At 64.2% G+C, this 16385-nt stretch carries 16 protein-coding genes; 7 read left to right on the top strand and 9 right to left on the bottom strand.

Annotated features, from left to right (window positions below):
• Window positions 1-39: 39 nt before the first annotated feature.
• The 3 genes from QP803_RS12270 (at window position 40) to mobA (ending at window position 3574) form a co-directional block, all read left to right on the top strand.
• Window positions 40-2325, top strand: a complete 2286-nt coding sequence (locus QP803_RS12270; RefSeq protein ID WP_284943762.1) for an FdhF/YdeP family oxidoreductase — start codon at window positions 40-42, stop codon at window positions 2323-2325.
• A gap of 99 nt (window positions 2326-2424) precedes the next feature.
• A complete protein-coding gene (mobB, locus tag QP803_RS12265; protein ID WP_284943761.1) occupies window positions 2425-2916 on the top strand; it encodes a molybdopterin-guanine dinucleotide biosynthesis protein B in 492 nt (163 codons plus the stop codon).
• A complete protein-coding gene (mobA, locus tag QP803_RS12260; RefSeq protein ID WP_284943760.1) occupies window positions 2906-3574 on the top strand; it encodes a molybdenum cofactor guanylyltransferase MobA in 669 nt (222 codons plus the stop codon). The genes mobB and mobA overlap by 11 nt, the downstream gene beginning before the upstream one ends.
• Here mobA and fdhD read toward each other — a convergent pair.
• Window positions 3464-4252: a formate dehydrogenase accessory sulfurtransferase FdhD gene (gene fdhD / locus QP803_RS12255; RefSeq protein ID WP_284943759.1), complete on the bottom strand. Its 789-nt coding sequence runs from the start codon at window positions 4250-4252 to the stop codon at window positions 3464-3466. The genes mobA and fdhD overlap by 111 nt on opposite strands.
• Before the next feature lie 79 nt (window positions 4253-4331).
• On the opposite strand from fdhD, the gene QP803_RS12250 reads away from it, so the two are divergent.
• The 4 genes from QP803_RS12250 (at window position 4332) to QP803_RS12235 (ending at window position 6877) form a co-directional block, all read left to right on the top strand.
• The gene (locus QP803_RS12250; protein ID WP_284943758.1) at window positions 4332-5000 is read left to right on the top strand and encodes a glutathione S-transferase family protein; all 669 of its coding nucleotides are present in this window, start codon (window positions 4332-4334) and stop codon (window positions 4998-5000) included.
• Between the two features lie 9 nt (window positions 5001-5009).
• Window positions 5010-5873 carry a Rossmann-fold NAD(P)-binding domain-containing protein gene (locus QP803_RS12245; protein ID WP_284943757.1) on the top strand — a complete coding sequence of 288 codons (864 nt, stop codon included), beginning with the start codon at window positions 5010-5012 and terminating at the stop codon, window positions 5871-5873.
• 33 nt (window positions 5874-5906) lie between these two features.
• Window positions 5907-6170 (top strand): hypothetical protein, encoded by a 264-nt coding sequence (locus tag QP803_RS12240; RefSeq protein ID WP_284943756.1) that lies wholly within the window; start codon window positions 5907-5909, stop codon window positions 6168-6170.
• A 119-nt stretch (window positions 6171-6289) separates the two neighbouring features.
• On the top strand, window positions 6290-6877 hold the full coding sequence (locus tag QP803_RS12235; RefSeq protein ID WP_284943755.1) for a fasciclin domain-containing protein: 588 nt from the start codon (window positions 6290-6292) through the stop codon (window positions 6875-6877).
• Window positions 6878-6985: 108 nt separating this feature from the next.
• On the opposite strand, the gene QP803_RS12230 is transcribed toward QP803_RS12235, so the two are convergent.
• The 8 genes from QP803_RS12230 to QP803_RS12195 all read right to left on the bottom strand — a co-directional run bounded on the left by QP803_RS12230 (window position 6986) and on the right by QP803_RS12195 (window position 16335).
• Window positions 6986-7690, bottom strand: coding sequence for an anti-sigma factor (locus QP803_RS12230; RefSeq protein WP_284943754.1), 705 nt, complete (start codon window positions 7688-7690; stop codon window positions 6986-6988).
• The gene (locus tag QP803_RS12225; RefSeq protein ID WP_284943753.1) at window positions 7687-8211 is read right to left on the bottom strand and encodes a sigma-70 family RNA polymerase sigma factor; all 525 of its coding nucleotides are present in this window, start codon (window positions 8209-8211) and stop codon (window positions 7687-7689) included. Before QP803_RS12225 ends, QP803_RS12230 begins: the two co-directional genes overlap by 4 nt.
• Before the next feature lie 210 nt (window positions 8212-8421).
• Window positions 8422-9897 (bottom strand): cobyric acid synthase, encoded by a 1476-nt coding sequence (locus QP803_RS12220; protein ID WP_284943752.1) that lies wholly within the window; start codon window positions 9895-9897, stop codon window positions 8422-8424.
• A gap of 6 nt (window positions 9898-9903) precedes the next feature.
• The gene (gene parC, locus QP803_RS12215; RefSeq protein WP_284943751.1) at window positions 9904-12126 is read right to left on the bottom strand and encodes a DNA topoisomerase IV subunit A; all 2223 of its coding nucleotides are present in this window, start codon (window positions 12124-12126) and stop codon (window positions 9904-9906) included.
• Between the two features lie 154 nt (window positions 12127-12280).
• Window positions 12281-13009: a DNA repair protein RecO gene (recO, locus tag QP803_RS12210; protein ID WP_284943750.1), complete on the bottom strand. Its 729-nt coding sequence runs from the start codon at window positions 13007-13009 to the stop codon at window positions 12281-12283.
• Between the two features lie 5 nt (window positions 13010-13014).
• A complete protein-coding gene (gene moaB, locus QP803_RS12205) occupies window positions 13015-13539 on the bottom strand; it encodes a molybdenum cofactor biosynthesis protein B (protein WP_284943749.1) in 525 nt (174 codons plus the stop codon).
• Window positions 13540-13549: 10 nt separating this feature from the next.
• The gene (locus QP803_RS12200; RefSeq protein ID WP_284943748.1) at window positions 13550-15328 is read right to left on the bottom strand and encodes a lytic transglycosylase domain-containing protein; all 1779 of its coding nucleotides are present in this window, start codon (window positions 15326-15328) and stop codon (window positions 13550-13552) included.
• Window positions 15329-15510: 182 nt separating this feature from the next.
• A complete protein-coding gene (locus QP803_RS12195; protein WP_284943747.1) occupies window positions 15511-16335 on the bottom strand; it encodes a uracil-DNA glycosylase in 825 nt (274 codons plus the stop codon).
• Between the last annotated feature and the right edge of the window lie 50 nt (window positions 16336-16385).

The following is a 16385-nucleotide window of genomic DNA, read 5'->3' as shown; positions in this document are numbered from 1 at the left end:
TAGACCCAACTTACAGCGCAGCTTTAGGGAGTTCGCGCCATGGATCGCACGCCGTCCTTCAAACGATACACGGCGCCCTCCGGCGGCTGGGGTTCGGTCAAATCCTTGGGTGAAATCCTGACCCGCGAGGGCGTCCCTTTCAGCGGTGCTCTGGCCTTGAGCCGCCAAAACAAGCCGGACGGCTTTCAATGCGTCAGCTGTGCCTGGATCAAGCCCGCCGAGCCGTCGCCTTTCGAATTCTGTGAAAACGGCGCCAAGGCGACGGCCTGGGACATCACCACGCATCGCGCGACGCCTGACTTTTTCACCAAGCACACGGTGTCGGAATTACAGGCCTGGCCGGATTACGATCTGGAACAGGTCGGCCGTCTGACGCGCCCCCTGCGCTATGACCCCGTCACTGACAAATACCGCATCGTGTCCTGGGATGTCGCCTTTGCCGAGATCGGCCGCGAGTTGCGCGCCATTGACGATCGTCAAAGCGCGGTCTTCTACAGTTCGGGTCGCACCTCCAACGAAGCGAGCTATCTGTACGGCCTCTTTGCGCGTCTCTATGGCAACAACAATCTGCCCGACAGCTCCAATATGTGTCACGAGACGACCTCCGTGGCCTTGCCGCCCAGCATCGGGGTGCCGGTTGGCACCGTGACGCTGGATGATTTCGCTGCCACCGACTGCATCATGGTCTTCGGCCAAAATCCCGGCAGCAATAGCCCGCGCATGCTGCATCCCTTGCAGGAGGCGAGCGAGCGTGGCGTGCCGATCATCAGCTTCAATCCGTTGCGCGAGCGCGGGCTGGAAAGTTTTACAAATCCGCAGTCGCCGGTTGAGATGTTGACGGGCGAAGTGACGCGAATCAGCTCGCAATATCATCAAGTCAAAATCGGCGGCGATCTCGCGGCGCTCGCGGGTCTTTGCAAGGCGCTGGTGGAAATGGATGACGCCCAGCGCGCGGCGGGCGGGCAGGGGACGCTCGACCACGCCTTCATCGCCGAGCATACCCACGGGCTTGATGAGTTCCTGACCTGGCTTCGACAGCAGGATTGGGACGCGCTGGAGCGGCACTCTGGCTTGGGCCGGCTCGCCTTGGAAGCAACGGCCGCGATCTATGCGCGGTCGAAGTCGATGATCGCCATTTATGGCATGGGATTGACGCAGCACACGGCCGGCGTCGAGACGGTGCAGATGGTGCTCAACCTGCTTCTGCTGCGTGGCAATATTGGCAAGCAGGGCGCCGGCATCTGCCCGGTGCGCGGCCATTCCAATGTGCAGGGCCAGCGCACCGTTGGCATCACGGAAAAGCCCGATCTGGTGCCGATGGATGTACTCGCAAAGCAATATGGCTTCGCACCGCCACGCGAACTGGGCCTCAATACCGTCGAGGCCTGTGAAAAAATACTGGAGGGCAAGATTAATGCCTTCGTGATGCTGGGCGGAAACTTTGCCCGCGCGGTGCCCGATCAGGACCGTATCAATGCCGTGTGGCGGAACATGCGTCTCACCGTGTCGGTCGCGACCAAGCTCAATCGCAGCCATCTGTTGCCGGGCACCATCAGCTATATTTTGCCGGTGCTCAGCCGGATCGAGAATGATCGGCAGGCCTCGGGCCTGCAAACGGTGTCGATGGAAGACACCTCATCCTGCATCCATGCTTCCAAGGGTGTGCGGGCGCCGGCGTCGAAGCATCTGCTCAGCGAGGTCGAGATTGTCGCGCGCATCGCCATGGCAACGCTCGACCCCAATCCGCTGGTGCCGTGGCAGGGTTGGATGGACAATTACGATCGCATTCGCGATTCCATCGCGGTCACCTATCCCGAGGTTTTCTACGACTACAACACCCGGATGGTGCGGCCGGAAGGGTTTCATCGTCCGCTGCCGGCGCGTCAGCGCGAATGGAAGACGGAAACCAAAAAGGCGAATTTCATCACGCCCAAGGGTTTGAATGAAGATAAGGACATGCCCGCGACGGGGCCTGATGTGCTGCGGATGATGACGCTGCGCAGCAACGACCAATTCAACACCACTGTCTACGGCTATGACGATCGGTTTCGCGGCATCAAGGGCACGCGCATGGTGGTGCTGATGAACCGGGCTGACATCGACCGGCTGAGCCTGACGGAGGGTGAGGAGGTTTCGCTGGTGACGGCCTCGACCGATGGTCATCATCGCGAGATGCAGGGGCTGCGCGTCACGCCCTATAATATTCCGCCGGGGTGCATCGGCACTTATTATCCCGAAGCCAATGTCCTGATCCCGCTCGGCCATTACGCCGAGGGTAGCAAGACCCCGGCGTCGAAATCCGTGCCCGTGCGGGTGAAGCGGTAGCCGCAATGTAGGGCGGATGAGCGTAGCGCTATCCGCCATCCTCGATGTCGCGGCGGATAACGCTGCGCTCATCCGCCCTACGCGGCTATAGCTGCTGCCATGAAAGTCTTTGGATTCGCGGGCTGGAGTGGCGCCGGCAAGACCACGCTCATCCGGCAGGTGATCACGCGGCTCGTCGGGCAGGGGCTGCGCGTCTCGACCCTCAAGCACGCGCACCATGCCTTCGACATCGACCATCCGGGCAAGGATTCGTGGGAGCATCGCAAGGCCGGCGCGTCGGAGGTGCTGGTCGTCTCGGACATCCGATGGGCGCTGATGCATGAGCTGAACGGCGCGCCCGAGCCCAGCCTAGGCGAGCTGCTCGGCAAGCTGGCCCCCGCCGACCTCGTGCTGATCGAAGGCTTCAAGCGCTCCGACCATCCGAAGATGGAAGTCTACCGCGCGGCTAACGGCAAGCCGCCGCTGCATCCCGAGGACTCGACCATCATCGGCATCGCCTCAGATAGCGCTTTCCCCGAGGCGACGGTCCCGGTGTTGCCGCTCGACGACATCGCCGCCATCGCGGAATTCGCGCGCGACCATGCCCAATAAGGTTGCCGTCGTCATCCTCGCGGGCGGGGAGGGCCGGCGCCTCGGTGGAGTGCAGAAGGGCCTCGTGCAACTCGCCGGCCGGACGTTGATCGATCATGTGTTGGCGCGGCTGCGCGGTCAGGCGGAGATCATCGCCGTCAGCGCCAATGGCCTCTGTGGCGCGCTCCCCGTGCATGTCATCACCGACCACCATGCTGACCGGCGTGGCCCTCTCGCGGGCGTGCTCGCGGGCCTGGATTGGTGCCGGGTCACTCATCCGGAGGTGAGCAGAGTCGTGACAGTTGCCGTGGACACGCCCTTCCTCCCCCTCGATCTGGTGCGGCGCTTGACCGCCGAGACCGCCGACATCGTCTATGCGACGTCTGGCGGGCGCGAGCACCCTACCGCCGCCGCCTGGAACGTCAGCCTCGCCGAGGCCCTGCGCGAGACGGTCGCGGCGGCTGGTGATCTGTCCGTCCGCCGCTTCTGTCGCGGCCATACGGTCGCCGCCTGCGACTTCGCCGCCACACCCATCGACCCCTTCTTCAACATCAACACGCCGGACGATCTAGCGCGGGCCGAGGATGCGATCGCCATGGGTGAAGACCTCGAACCCATCCTCCCGCGCGATACCGACGAGCGTCATGCCGATGGCCTCGGCCTCCCGGACCGCCAATAACGTCGGGGCTGAGACGGCGGCGAGGATCTGCACGCCCATGACGGCCGCCTTCTGGATCAGCTCAATGGAAATCCGGCTCGACATGACCAGCACCCCCGCCGAGGCGGTCTCGCCCCGCCGCGCCAATGCTCCGGCGAGCTTATCGAGCGCATTGTGCCGCCCGACATCCTCCCGCACCGCGACCATGCCGTCCGCCATCGTCCAATAGCCGGCGGCGTGCACGGCGCGCGTGACGAGGCCGAGCGTCTGTGCAGGTGCAAGGGCAGCGCAGGCGGCGGCGATGGCCTCGGCGGTCAGTGTGAGGCCTTGGGGCACGGCCGACGGTGGCCGCGTCGCTTCCTCCAGGCTGTCGAGGCCGCACAACCCGCAGCCCATGGCGCCGGTGAGGTTTCGGCGCCGATGGTCCAGCGCTTCCATCCGGGTTTCGGCGATCCATAACCGCAGCTCCACCGAATCCTTGGGCGCGGATACGATCTCCAACTCCTGGATCTCATCGGCGGTTATCACGATCCGCTCGTTGAGCGAAAAGCCGATCGCGAAATCGTGCAAATCCTCGGGCGTTGCCATCATCACGGCATGCGTCACACGATTATAGGTAATGGCGACGGGCGTTTCCTCAGGCAGCGCCCTTTCGCCGGCCGCGAAGACTGCGCCGCGCCAAGCAAGCCGAGGGTGCATCGCCGAAGATGCTGGAAAGACGGGAGAATCAGCACTCACGCTGCTGGCAACCGCTGGAGGAATCGGATAATCCGCATTCATGCGCTTACTCTACCACCTTCCGCACTCGCCGTTCTCCCGCAAGGTTCGCCTCGTGCTCGCTGAAAAGCGCTTGCCGTTTGAGCTGCGGCTGGAAAAGACATGGGAGCGGCGGCCCGAATATCTCGAAATCAACCCGACCGGGCTGGTGCCGGTGCTGGTCGATGAAAATGGCCTCGTCGTCTCCGAATCCTCCGCGATATGCGAATATCTGGATGAGGCCTATCCGGATATCCCCTTGCTCGGCCGAACCCTTGCCGAGCGGGCGGAGGTGCGTCGTCTGGTCGCCTGGTTCGACCTCAAGTTCAATCATGACGTGACGCGCCATCTTCTGGGCGAGAAGATCATGAAGCGTATCGCGGCGCGGGGGCAGCCGGACACGGGCGCCCTCAGGGTGGGGTATGCCAATCTCAAGAGTCATATGGAATACCTGGGCTATCTAGCTGAGGCGCGGAAGTGGCTCGCCGGGGGCAACCTGTCCCTCGCCGATTTCGCAGCGGCGGCGCATCTGTCCGCGCTCGATTTCGCCGGGGAGGTCGATTGGTCGATCTCCGCCCCGGCCAAGGATTGGTATGCGCGCATCAAATCCCGCCCGAGCTTCCGGCCGATCCTGGCGGATCGCATGGCGGGCATCGCCCCGCCCGCCCATTACGCCGACCTCGATTTTTAGGGGATACTGATGTCGGACCACTCATCGGGCCGGCTGCTGATCTTCGGGCTGGGCTATACCGGCACCGCCATCGGCGTCGCGGCGGCGGAGGCCGGCTTCGCCGTCACCGCCACCAGTCGGCAGCCCGCCCATGCCGGCGTGTCGGGCGTGACCGTCATTCCCTTTGACGCGGCGGCGGACGCCGTGGCGGCAGCGACGCATATTGTGGCCACCGCCGCACCCGATGAGGGCGGCGATCCTGCGCTCGCGCGCTATGGCACGGCGATCAACGCGGCGCCCGATCTGCGCTGGATCGGCTATTTGTCCTCGACCGGCGTCTATGGCGATCGCGGCGGCGGCTGGGTGGACGAGAGCAGTGAACCGGCACCCACCTCCCGCCGCGCCCGCGCCCGTCGTGAGGCGGAGGAGCAGTGGGAAGCGGCAGCCGCCGCGCGTGGCGTCGCGCTTGACCTCATCCGTCTCGCCGGCATTTACGGCCCCGGTCGGTCGATGCTGGATGATGTGCGCGCTGGCCGAGGGCGGCGGATCGACAAGCCGGGCCATGCCTTCGGCCGTATCTACCGCGATGACATCGCGCAGGGCACGCTCGCGGCCATGCGCACCGCGACGGCGGGTATCCGCGTGCTCAATTTCAACGATGATCTGCCGGCGGAACCCGCTGTGGTTGTGGCGGAAGCGGCCCGCCTTCTGGGCATCGCCCCGCCGCCGCTGATCCTCTTTGCGGAAGCGGAAGCCGGGATGACCGCCATGGGGCGCAGCTTCTGGGCGGAAAGCCGCCGTGTCCGCAGCCAAAGGACGCAAAGCGTGCTTGGTTACGCTTGGCGCTTCCCCACATTCCATGAGGGGCTGCGCGCCATTCTCGACGACGAATGACGCCGCCCGGCGACATCAGATCGAGAGGTTTCCATGCCGAGCATCCGCAATACCGTCATCGTCCTTGGCCTTCTCTGCACGGGGCCGGTCGGCGCCATGGCGCAAACCACGGCGTCGCCCGCCGTTGTTCCATCCGCTAACGCAAACGTGTGGAACGGCCATGATCATCAGCCGACCGCCGCATCGGCTCCCCCGCTCAGCGCCAAGCGTGAGAAAAAAGTCGACACCACGCTCAACGCACTCAACAAGCAATTGCTGGATCAGAAGCTTCCGAAGGTACCTGCGGGCGCACCGTGACGCGACGCGACCGCGCATTATCTCGCTTCGTTAATTTCTGCCCGACCCTGCATCCATCCTCCGTTCTGCTTGCGATCATCTGTGCGGCCGACATGGTCGTGGCAACGGAGGAATGAGACATGAACAAGGTTATTCGCATTGCGGTCTTTGCCGCAGGCGCCAGCTTGACCGCGCCCGTCGTGATTCCGATGGCCTTCGCACAATCATCCATGATGGCACCGAATACGGTTTCCGTTGGTGGCATGGCGATGTATCCGAACAAGACGATCGTCGCCAATGCCGTGAACTCGCAGGACCATACAACGCTCGTCGCCGCCGTGAAGGCCGCTGGCCTCGTCGGTGCGCTCAGCGGTCCCGGCCCGTTCACGGTTTTCGCGCCCACCAACGAAGCCTTCGGCCTGCTTCCGGCCGGCACAGTCGATACGCTGGTGAAGCCTGAGAACAAGGCGACACTCACGAAGATCCTCACCTATCACGTGGTGTCGGGCGACTATCCCACCACCAAGATTCGCCAGATGATCCTGGCCGGAAACGGCAAGGCCGAGTTGAAGACCCTTGAGGGTGGCACTCTCACGTTCATGATGAACGGATCCAGCAATATCATCGTCACCGATGAGAAGGGCGGCATGGCCGACATCACGATCGCCGACGTCATGCAGTCCAACGGCGTCATTCAGGTCATCGACAAGGTTCTTATGCCGGGCTGATTGTTTGGTGGATTGCGCTTCGCTGATCCACCCTACGAAAAGGGAGGCGCTTCGTAAGAAGCGCCTCCCTTTTTCGTTGTGACTACGCGACAGTGGGACCCCGGTAAACTAATCGAACTTGCTGATATGTCCGACGAAAAGCACGGGACCCTGCGGCAGTCCGGTGGTCGATCCACCATGCTGCTCAAGACTGATCATGATCTGCATTGGGACCTTACGCAAAGCCGGTGGCAAGGAAACACTCCGTCCGCTCGCCTTCATGACACCAAGCGGTTGCGGCACGGTCTGCCCATCGGGCAGAGCCCAGAGTTCCAGGTCCTTGTCGTCAGCGACCGCCAGATGCGTGAGCGGCTGCATGACCAAGACGCCGTGCTGATCGATCTCTGCGACGAAGGTCGGTGCGGCGCCCGGTGTCGGTGACAGAACCGCCGTGCCGACAGGCGTGATCGTCGAGGACGGGGTGCGGAAGACCACAAGGGCCGCGAGCGCCACAGCGAGACCGAAGCCGAGGCCGGTTGCACCACGCCAAAGATTGACGCGGTCCCACAAGCTCGTGCGCAGACGTCCCCTGCGCGAGGGCACGGCCAAGCCGCAGGACTCTTCGATGCGCAGCCACAGGTCGCTCGGCGGCGAAATCGGTGGCACGAGAGTGCCGAGCGGCGCCAAGCGCATTTCCCACGCCAGGATCGCGCTATTCAAGACATCGTCGGATTGCGCGCGATAGGCGACGCTTTCACGCTCCCGCCCTTCAAGGGTGCCGAGCACATATTCCGCCGCAAGCAGATCGGGATCGAAGTCCTCGGTGCCGCTCATGATTCGAGGCACCGTTTCAGGCTGGCGAGGGAGCGCCGGATCCAGGATTTGATCGTCCCCAGCGGCGTGCCAGACTTCTCGGCCAGCTCGCTATGGGACAGACCGTCTGTATAGGCACTGACCAGCAGCGCCCGGCGGTCTGGCTCCAATTCCTCCAGGCAACGACGCAGGGCCGCGCCCTCCGCACTCGTCACGAGCTGCGCCAAGGCATCGGGCGACTCATCTTCCTGTTCCGGCGCCTCATAGCCCGGCTGCTCACGTACCCGACGACGCGTGATGTCGAGGGCGCGATAACGCACAATGCTGGTCAGCCAGGCGCCGGCGGCGCCGCGTTCCGGGTCGAAGCGCACGGCCTGCTTCCAGACCTGAACGAAGGCATCATGCATCGCATCCGCCGCCAGCGCAGGGTCGCGCGTAATACGCATGGCGAGGCCATGCATACGCGGCGCTTGGGCTGAATACAGAGCGCGGAAGGCTGCGGCATCCCCACCGGCACATCGGCCAAGAAGAGCAGTCAGCATCGCATCGCCTTCGTCTCGCGCGCTTATCTGTTCGTTGGGCAGCCGAATCCACTCCCGCTGATGACGACGCGACCGCGACGTCAGAGGCCGTGCGCGACTATTACGCGACGGACCCGAAGGCGCAAGCGCAGCTCTGGTAGCGGTGACGCGGAAAGCCATGGGCTGAGCCCCTAAGAGTGTGATGGCCGATCCTGTCGAACCATGACACTCTTACGTGCGTGAGCATCCTGCGGATGCCGCGAGGGCCAGGATGGCCTGCACATCGCAGTGCCGCGTGACATGCGTGCCGAGGGCATCCAGAACGGCTGCGACCTCCACCGCATGATGACGGACACTGGCCGGCGCACCGAGGCGTTGCAGCCAAGCGGAGCGCTGAGCATCATCGGCGAACAGCCCATGCACATAGCTGCCAGACACGCGGCCGTTCACGGAAGTTGCGCCTTCCAAGCGACCATCGGATAGTCGCACGACAGGACGGTGGGTATCCGCACCGGCCGTGACGCCCATATGCATTTCATAGCCGCTCAGCGACACCTCATCGGCGCAGCTATGGCCGGTGACGGCGCGCAATTGCTTCGGGCCCCTGAGTTCGGTTTCGACCGAGAGCAGACCGAGGCCCGGCACGGTGCGTGGCGGTCCCTCGATCCCGGCCGGATCGGCGACGATGGTGCCGAGCATCTGGTAGCCGCCGCACAGCCCCAGCACGCGGCCACCGCGCCGGTGATGCGCGATGATATCGGCGTCCCACCCCCACAACCGCAGCGCCAGCAGATCGGCGATGGTGGTTTTGGAGCCTGGCAGAATGACGAGATCGGTCTCGGGCGGCAGCGGCGCGCCGTCTCGCAACAGGGTGACGGAGACGCCAGGTTCGGCAAAGAGCGGATCGAGATCGTCGAAGTTGGCGATGCCGGGCAGTACCGGAACGGCGATGCGCAAGGCGCCTCCACTTGTCCGTATCGGCAGGTCGGAGGCATCCTCGGCGGGCAGGCGATGGGCGTCGGCGAAGAAGGGCACCAGGCCCATCGGCGACCAGCCGGTGCGCGCTGCGATGAAGGCTATGCCGTCTGCGAACAGGCTGGCGTCGCCACGCATCTTGTTGACAATGAAACCGCCGATCATCGCCGCATCCGCAGGGTCCACAACGGCATGCGTGCCGACCAGGCTGGCAATGACGCCGCCACGATCGATGTCGCCGACAAGAAGAACCGGAACCTGTGCCGCGCGGGCGAAACCCATATTGGCGATGTCGTTCGCCCGCAGGTTCACCTCAGACGCGCTGCCGGCGCCTTCGACGATGACGATGTCGCAATCCGCTTGCAGATGCGCGAAGCTTTCCAACACGCGCGGCAGAAGTTGAGGCTTGATGTTCTGGTAGTCGCGTGCCCGCGCCTGACCCCAGACGCGACCCTGCACCACGATCTGCGCCCCGACCTCGCTTTGTGGTTTGAGCAGAACAGGATTCATATGCACCGAGGGCGGCACGCCGCAGGCCATGGCCTGCAAGGCTTGCGCGCGCCCAATTTCGCCGCCGTCCGCCGTCACCGCGGCGTTGTTGGACATATTCTGCGGCTTGAACGGCCGCACGCGCAGGCCTTGCTGCGCCAAGGCCCGGCACAGGCCTGCGACGAGCAAGGATTTCCCAACGCTGGACCCTGTGCCTTGCAGCATGATCGCGCGGGTGGTCATGGCGCGTTACGCCCCGAAGCGGCCGGCCTTCGGAAAGCCTACCGGCGGCTGGCGGCCGGCCTGAGCGCGGCTGCCGAGCCAATCCTTGAGATTGGTCTCGGTGCGCACGCGCTCACCCGATTTCCAGCTCAAGCCATCGGCCATGCGGAAGATGCGCGCATCGGCGATGCCGCCATCCTTGTAGCGTTGCAACTGCACGCCCATGCCACGCGGCATTTCCGGCACTTCGACAAGCGGGAATACGAGCATCTTGCGATTCTCGCCGACAACGGCGACATGATCGCCAGATCCGACGGCGATGCAAAGTGCCAATTCCTCGCCCGGCTTGACGGTCATCACCTGCTTGCCGGCGCGCCGTTCCGACAGCAACTCGTCCGCGCTGACAATGAATCCGCGTCCCGGTGTCGAGGCCAGGAGGTAGCGGGCGCCGGGTGCGAAGGCGAAGAACGAGACCACCTCATCCTCATTGCCGAATTCGGCGAGCAGGCGGATCGGCTGGCCGTCGCCACGGCCACGCGGAATGTCACTCGCCTTGATGGTATAGGCGCGACCATTGGTGCCGAGCAGGCACAGTTTGTCGGTGGTGTCGCAGGCCAAGGTGAGGCGCAAGGCATCGCCTTCCTTGAAGCGCAGGTCGGCATCGTTCGCGACCTGGCCCTTGATAGCGCGCACCCAGCCCTTTTGCGACAGGATGACGGTGATGGCCTCACGCTCGACCAGCGCCGCTTCATCAATCTCCAGGATCGCGGGCGCCAATCCGATGACGGTGCGCCGATCGCCAAGTGGGCCCGACCCGAAGGTGGCGCGCGTCTTTTCAAGTTCCGAGACGATGCGGTCCCAGCGCAGCTTTTCGTTGCCGAGCAGTGTGTTCAGATCCTTTCCCTCTTTGGAAAGGTTCTTATGTTCTTTGCGCAGTTCGATTTCTTCCAGGCGGCGCAGAGAACGCAGGCGCATGTTCAGAATCGCCTCCGCCTGCACATCGCTCAGATCAAAGCGCTTCATCAGAACAGGCTTGGCTTCGTCTTCCTCGCGAATGATACGGATAACTTCGTCGAGATTGAGAAAGACCGCGAGATAGCCGTCGAGAATCTCGATCCGACGTTCGATCGCCGCAAGGCGATGGCGGGAGCGCCGGACAAGAACTTCCTGCCGGTGATCGAGCCAGGCGCGCAGCACGTCGCGCAAAGGCATCACGCGCGGCGTGCGATTGGCATCGAGCACGTTCATGTTGAGCGGAAAACGGTTTTCTAAAGCCGACGTGCGGAACAGGCTCTCCATCAACATCGCAGGCTCGACCGTGCGCGCCTTGGGCTCCAGAACCAGACGTACCAGCTCGGTGCTCTCATCCCGAATATCGGCCAGAAGCGGCAGCTTCTTGTCTTCCAGCAATTGCGCGATCTGCTCGATCAGGCGGGATTTCTGCACCTGATAGGGGATTTCGTGAACGACGATGACCCAGGTGCCGTGCTTGCCTTGCTCGACGGTCCATTTCGCGCGCAGCCGGAAACCGCCGCGTCCCGTCTCATAGGCGCTGAGGATGGAGGCCGCGTCCTCGACCAATTCTCCGCCGGTCGGAAAGTCGGGGCCGGGCATGAACCGCAGCAGGTCGGCGGTCGTGGCATCGGGATTGCGGATCAGCAGCGTCGCGGCGGCGCAGAGTTCGCCCGCATTATGCGGCGGAATGGAAGTCGCCATGCCGACCGCGATTCCCGCCGCGCCATTTGCGAGCAGGTTCGGGAAATTGCCTGGCAGGACAAGAGGTTCCTGTTCCTCCCCATCATAGGTCGCGCGGAAATCGACCGCATCCTGATCGATGCCGTCCAACAAGGCCTGCGCCACCGCCGTCAGGCGCGCTTCGGTGTACCGCATGGCGGCGGCGTTATCGCCGTCGATATTGCCGAAATTGCCCTGGCCCTCGACCAGTGGATAACGCACCGAAAAGTCCTGCGCGAGGCGCACCATCGCCTCATAGATCGAGGCATCGCCATGGGGGTGGAATTTACCCATGACGTCACCCACCACGCGGGCGCACTTCTTGAAGCCGGCGGCGGGGTCCAGGCGCAGCAGATGCATGGCATAGACCAAGCGGCGATGGACCGGCTTCAGCCCATCCCGCACATCCGGCAAGCTGCGGGACATGATGGTGGACAGGGCATAGGCGAGATATCGGTCGCTCAGCGCACCCGCGAGCGGCGTCTCCTCGATATGGCCGGCGAAATCATCAGGCATCGGTATCTCCGTGAGGCGGTCGCGCGTAAAATGGCCTCGGACGAGAACAATAGAGGAACATTAGTCATTCGTCATCCACGGGCTTACCCGTGGATCCATCGGCGCGCATGGATCCCCCGATGAAGTCGGGGGATGACGAAGGTTGGGTGAGGCGTCACCCAGCCAATTGCTCCACCATCTGATAGAGGTGCCGCCGCGCTTCGGGAAGCGGCCGGTGGTGATGGCCGAAGGCGTCCCGCTCCAGGAAGTGCCCCGTCAGGCGTAACGCGTCCCGCCATTGCGCTGTGTCACCCGTCTGATCCGGCTCCCGCAAGAAGGCGGGCAGGGGCAGCATCCGGCTGCGCCAGATGCCGGCCGCAGCCTCGGTCACGGCCCGCCCGGTGCGCGGCGAGACGAGCGACAAATCCATAGTCTCCCCCGTCAGTGCGCAGCTTGAGAGATCAAGGCCGTAGCCGAGGTCGGCGAGCAGCGACATCTCGAACCGCGCGAGATCCCCAGCGGTCGCGACCTCGGCGCTGATGCGCGCGAGCAGGCTCAGCAGCGCCGAAAAACTAACCGGATAGACCTCCCGTTCCGGCAAGGCGCCCACCGCGACGGCACAGGCGGCGCGCATCAGGCCGAGGGTCATGGCATCCCGCATCGCGCTTGCGGCAGTCGCCTGGATCATCTCCCCCGTCAGGCTGCCGAGTTGCTCTGGCAATCGCCCGACCCATCGCAACGACACGAGATTACCGACCTGCCATAAGGCGATACGGTTGCGGGAGGCGCCGCCCCGCGCGAGGCCGCGATGAACGCCCTGCTGTGCGGTGAAGACCGCGACGATGAGGTCACCCTCGCCGTAGGGCCTGCCGTCCAGCACGATGCCAGGCGCCTCCCATTCCATCGCGTCTACAGATGTTCCTTCAACCGGGGCATCAGTTCCACCAGGTTGCAGGGGCGATGGCGGCTGTCGAGTTGTGTGACCAAGATGTCGTCCCAACCGTCTTTCACGGCGCCAGTACTGCCGGGCAGAGCAAACAGATAGGTGCCGAAGGCGACGCCGCCGATCGCGCGGGACTGAATGGTGGAGGATCCGATCTTGGCATAGCTCAGCATGCGAAAAAGCTCGCCGAAACCAACGATTTCCTTCTCCAGCACGCGGGTGAAGGCTTCGGGTGTCACGTCCCGCCCGGTGACGCCGGTGCCGCCGGTGCTGATCACCACATCGATCTCGGGATCGGCGATCCAGATACGCAGCAGCGCCGCGATGGCGTCGGCATCGTCCTGCACGATGCGACGCGCGGCCAGACGGTGACCGGCCGCCTCGAGCCGGGCGACCAGAGTGTCGCCCGAGCGGTCATCGGCCAGACTGCGGGTATCGGACACCGTCAGCACGGCGATATTGACGGGCAGGAAGGGGAGGTTGGCGTCCATCCCGAGTAGGTTAGTGGATTGTGGGTTTGCTCGCCATGGCGGTGACCATGACTGGGAATTGTCCCGCTGACAGGGCTTCCAGGCTGGGCACCGGCAGATGCAGTTGCGCGGCGTAGGCCCAGCTATACCGCAATACCGAAAACACGAAGCGACGCGTTTCCTGGTTCGGGATCATTTCAATATACAGCAGCGGATCATGTGCCGCGACCTCGGCATTGTTCCATGTGCCGGTTTCGGAAGGTCCCGCATTATAGCTGGCGAGAATCCGAATGAGGTCACCATCGATGGAGGATACGCCAGCGAGGTAATTGAGATAGCGTTGACCCATCTCCAGGTTGTAGGCGGGATCGGCCAAACCGGCCGCGCGGCGCTTGATCCGCGTGGCACCTGACTTATTCATGAAATCTGCGGTTGCAGGCATCAACTGTAACAATCCGCGCGCCCCGGAACCGGATACGGCCGTCGGGTCGAAATTCGATTCGACGCGGACCAGCGCATAGAGAAGTGCGGGATCGACATGCAGCCCATGGCCCGGAAACAGTGAGACAGGTGGGATGACGACGGCGCTGCCGGCTGGCCGGTCGGGATCGAGGCTCGCGATCTGGCTGGCGAAGGTCGCCATGCCGGCCTGCCAAGCCACGAGCATGATCGCGCGCCGCATGCCCGCATCCTGCGCAACTTCGGGATAGAGGTAGCGCAGCTCTGCTTCGGCGGCCTTGACCTGTCCAACCTGAAGCAGGGCGAAGGCCCGCTCCCCACGTGGTGTGGCCGCGACCGCTTCAAGATCCGCAAGGCCGAGTGTTTGGTTGTTAAATCCACGAGACGCGTCGTCCTCGCCCAGGGAATGGCGCGCGAGCATGGCGTAGAAGCCCGATCCGCTGGCCGCCGACCGTCGCATCCAGGCGAGATAGGTCATGTCCTGACCCAAATGGAGGGCGCTGCGCGCGGCCCAGAAGCTGGCGGCGGCGACAAGTTCGGGTGAGGCGGTCGGCGCGTCGGCTGCTTGGCGAAAGAGATCAACCGCCCCGGCGTCATTACGGCGCCAGGCCGCCAATCCGGCGACGAAAGCGGGCAGGCCGATCTTGCCATTCGATTGACGCATCGCCTGACGGGCAAGATTGGTGGCGGTCGCATTGCGATCATTCGCGAACGCGGCGCGTGCCACTTCAGCGCGGAGGGTCGCACCATAAAGCGGGTCGATCTTCGCGGCGGCAATCGCAGAAACTGCGTTGTTGATGCGCCCCGCTTGGGCAAGCGTCGTCACATGCGCATCGAGCCCTGGCTGACGGGCGATGCCGCGGTCCGAATGGCCGACATCGAGGTCGGCGCCGGCGGCGGGATCGGGCAGGCCGAGAAAGGGGAGCGCCTTGAAGGCGGGCATCGCCGCTGAGCTCTTTGCCTTGAGGCGAAGACGCAGAAGGCCGAGCATGGAAACGGCTTGGGGCTGATCGCCGTAGCGCTCCAGCCATTGATTGAGGTCGGCAGCACTTGGCTTGGTATGGGGGCTCGCATAGCGATCCGCGAGGATGGCGCCGAGCAGAATACGGTTGGACAGGCGGCTGGTGGCCTGTTCGGCTGCGTCGATCTGGCCGCGTGCCTGTAGGGCGAAGATTTGACGTACCAACACGGCGTCGCTGGGGTTCAGCGGCTCCGGAAAGGCCACGCCGGTCCCACTCTCGGGATCCGAGCGCGGCACCGCATAAGCGGTCTGGTTGCTAAGCGTGTTCTCCGAGGTTGCCTTTTCCTGCGCATTCGCGTGAAGACCGGGGGCGGCCGTTCCAGCAAACAAAGCTGCCCCAGCCATTAAGGCTTTGGGGCTGAAAAGGCGGGAGAACGATAGGCCGATCCCTCGCATGGGGGGAGGGCTACAACAGGAACTTCAACACTCGCAACCTAGGGTTCGCGGTGACCTGCCAACTGGCGACGCGAGTGCATGAAAAAACCGTTCATGAACAGTCTGATTCGGTCAGTTCACAGTTTCGTGATGTTGCATATGCGAAGGCGCCGTTGAAGTTCCAGAAGGTCCGCCCAAGCCTCACGCTTGGCGAGCGGTGTGCGAAGCAGATAGGCGGGGTGGTACGTCGGCAGAGCGGGCAGGGGTTTGTCCAGCCCAGGCACGTCGATAGTGTGCCAAATGCCCCGAATGCGGCGGATTCCCTGGGTCTCCCCCGTCATCGCCCTCACGGATGTGGCGCCGAGCAGCAGCACCAGCTCCGGTGCCACCAAGGCGATGTGGCGCAGAACGAAGGGGAGGCAGGTGGCGATCTCGGCCTCACTCGGCGTCCGATTACCCGGCGGTCGCCAGGGCAGGATATTGGTGATCAGCACCTGGGTCCGGTCGAGGCCGATGCTCGCCAACATCCGGTCGAGCAATTGGCCGGAGGCGCCTACGAATGGCAGGCCGGCGCGATCTTCCTCCGCTCCCGGTGCTTCGCCCACCAACATGATGCGCGCGCGGGGATTGCCGTCCGAAAACACGGTGGTGGTCGCCGTGTCCCGCAAGGCGCAGCCCTCGAACCCCGCAACGGCCGCCTGCAGCTCGGCCAGGGTCGCGCAGGACGCGGCAAGCGCGGCGGCCTGGGTTGCCGAAGGCCGCGCGACTCCGCCGCGCGACACCGGCACCAGGGCGGGATTGGCTTTCGGGACAGCGCGCACCGGGGCTGGGCTGGCGGCGACCGCCGCCACCGGTATCACATGGGGCACCACGCGGGCCGCGAAGCGGTCCACGGGCGTCTCGTCCAGCCCTTCATCCGCACCCCATTGGAGTTGCAGCGCCAGGAGAGCCCGTGCGTCCATGGAAACTCCTCGTTCGCCGTGTGCATGCCACGATAGGCGGCCCTAAGAAA

This window comes from Acidisoma sp. PAMC 29798 (genome assembly GCF_030252425.1).
Classification (GTDB): Bacteria; Pseudomonadota; Alphaproteobacteria; order Acetobacterales; family Acetobacteraceae; genus Acidisoma; species Acidisoma cladoniae.
Note: the sequence above shows the minus strand (reverse complement) of the source record. Positions and strands in the feature narration are given on the sequence as shown.

What these genes read in the sequence shown, in the direction of transcription:
- mobB (WP_284943761.1), top strand. Translation starts at nt 2,425, where the DNA reads ATGAAAGTCTTTGGATTCGCGGGCTGGAGTGGCGCCGGCAAGACCACG.
- QP803_RS12240 (WP_284943756.1), top strand. Translation starts at nt 5,907, where the DNA reads ATGCCGAGCATCCGCAATACCGTCATCGTCCTTGGCCTTCTCTGCACG.
- QP803_RS12250 (WP_284943758.1), top strand. Translation starts at nt 4,332, where the DNA reads ATGCGCTTACTCTACCACCTTCCGCACTCGCCGTTCTCCCGCAAGGTT.
- moaB (WP_284943749.1), bottom strand. Translation starts at nt 13,539, where the DNA reads ATGGACGCCAACCTCCCCTTCCTGCCCGTCAATATCGCCGTGCTGACG.
- mobA (WP_284943760.1), top strand. Translation starts at nt 2,906, where the DNA reads ATGCCCAATAAGGTTGCCGTCGTCATCCTCGCGGGCGGGGAGGGCCGG.
- QP803_RS12235 (WP_284943755.1), top strand. Translation starts at nt 6,290, where the DNA reads ATGAACAAGGTTATTCGCATTGCGGTCTTTGCCGCAGGCGCCAGCTTG.
- recO (WP_284943750.1), bottom strand. Translation starts at nt 13,009, where the DNA reads ATGGAATGGGAGGCGCCTGGCATCGTGCTGGACGGCAGGCCCTACGGC.
- fdhD (WP_284943759.1), bottom strand. Translation starts at nt 4,252, where the DNA reads ATGCACCCTCGGCTTGCTTGGCGCGGCGCAGTCTTCGCGGCCGGCGAA.
- QP803_RS12195 (WP_284943747.1), bottom strand. Translation starts at nt 16,335, where the DNA reads ATGGACGCACGGGCTCTCCTGGCGCTGCAACTCCAATGGGGTGCGGAT.
- QP803_RS12245 (WP_284943757.1), top strand. Translation starts at nt 5,010, where the DNA reads ATGTCGGACCACTCATCGGGCCGGCTGCTGATCTTCGGGCTGGGCTAT.
- QP803_RS12270 (WP_284943762.1), top strand. Translation starts at nt 40, where the DNA reads ATGGATCGCACGCCGTCCTTCAAACGATACACGGCGCCCTCCGGCGGC.
- parC (WP_284943751.1), bottom strand. Translation starts at nt 12,126, where the DNA reads ATGCCTGATGATTTCGCCGGCCATATCGAGGAGACGCCGCTCGCGGGT.
- QP803_RS12220 (WP_284943752.1), bottom strand. Translation starts at nt 9,897, where the DNA reads ATGACCACCCGCGCGATCATGCTGCAAGGCACAGGGTCCAGCGTTGGG.
- QP803_RS12230 (WP_284943754.1), bottom strand. Translation starts at nt 7,690, where the DNA reads ATGAGCGGCACCGAGGACTTCGATCCCGATCTGCTTGCGGCGGAATAT.
- QP803_RS12225 (WP_284943753.1), bottom strand. Translation starts at nt 8,211, where the DNA reads ATGCTGACTGCTCTTCTTGGCCGATGTGCCGGTGGGGATGCCGCAGCC.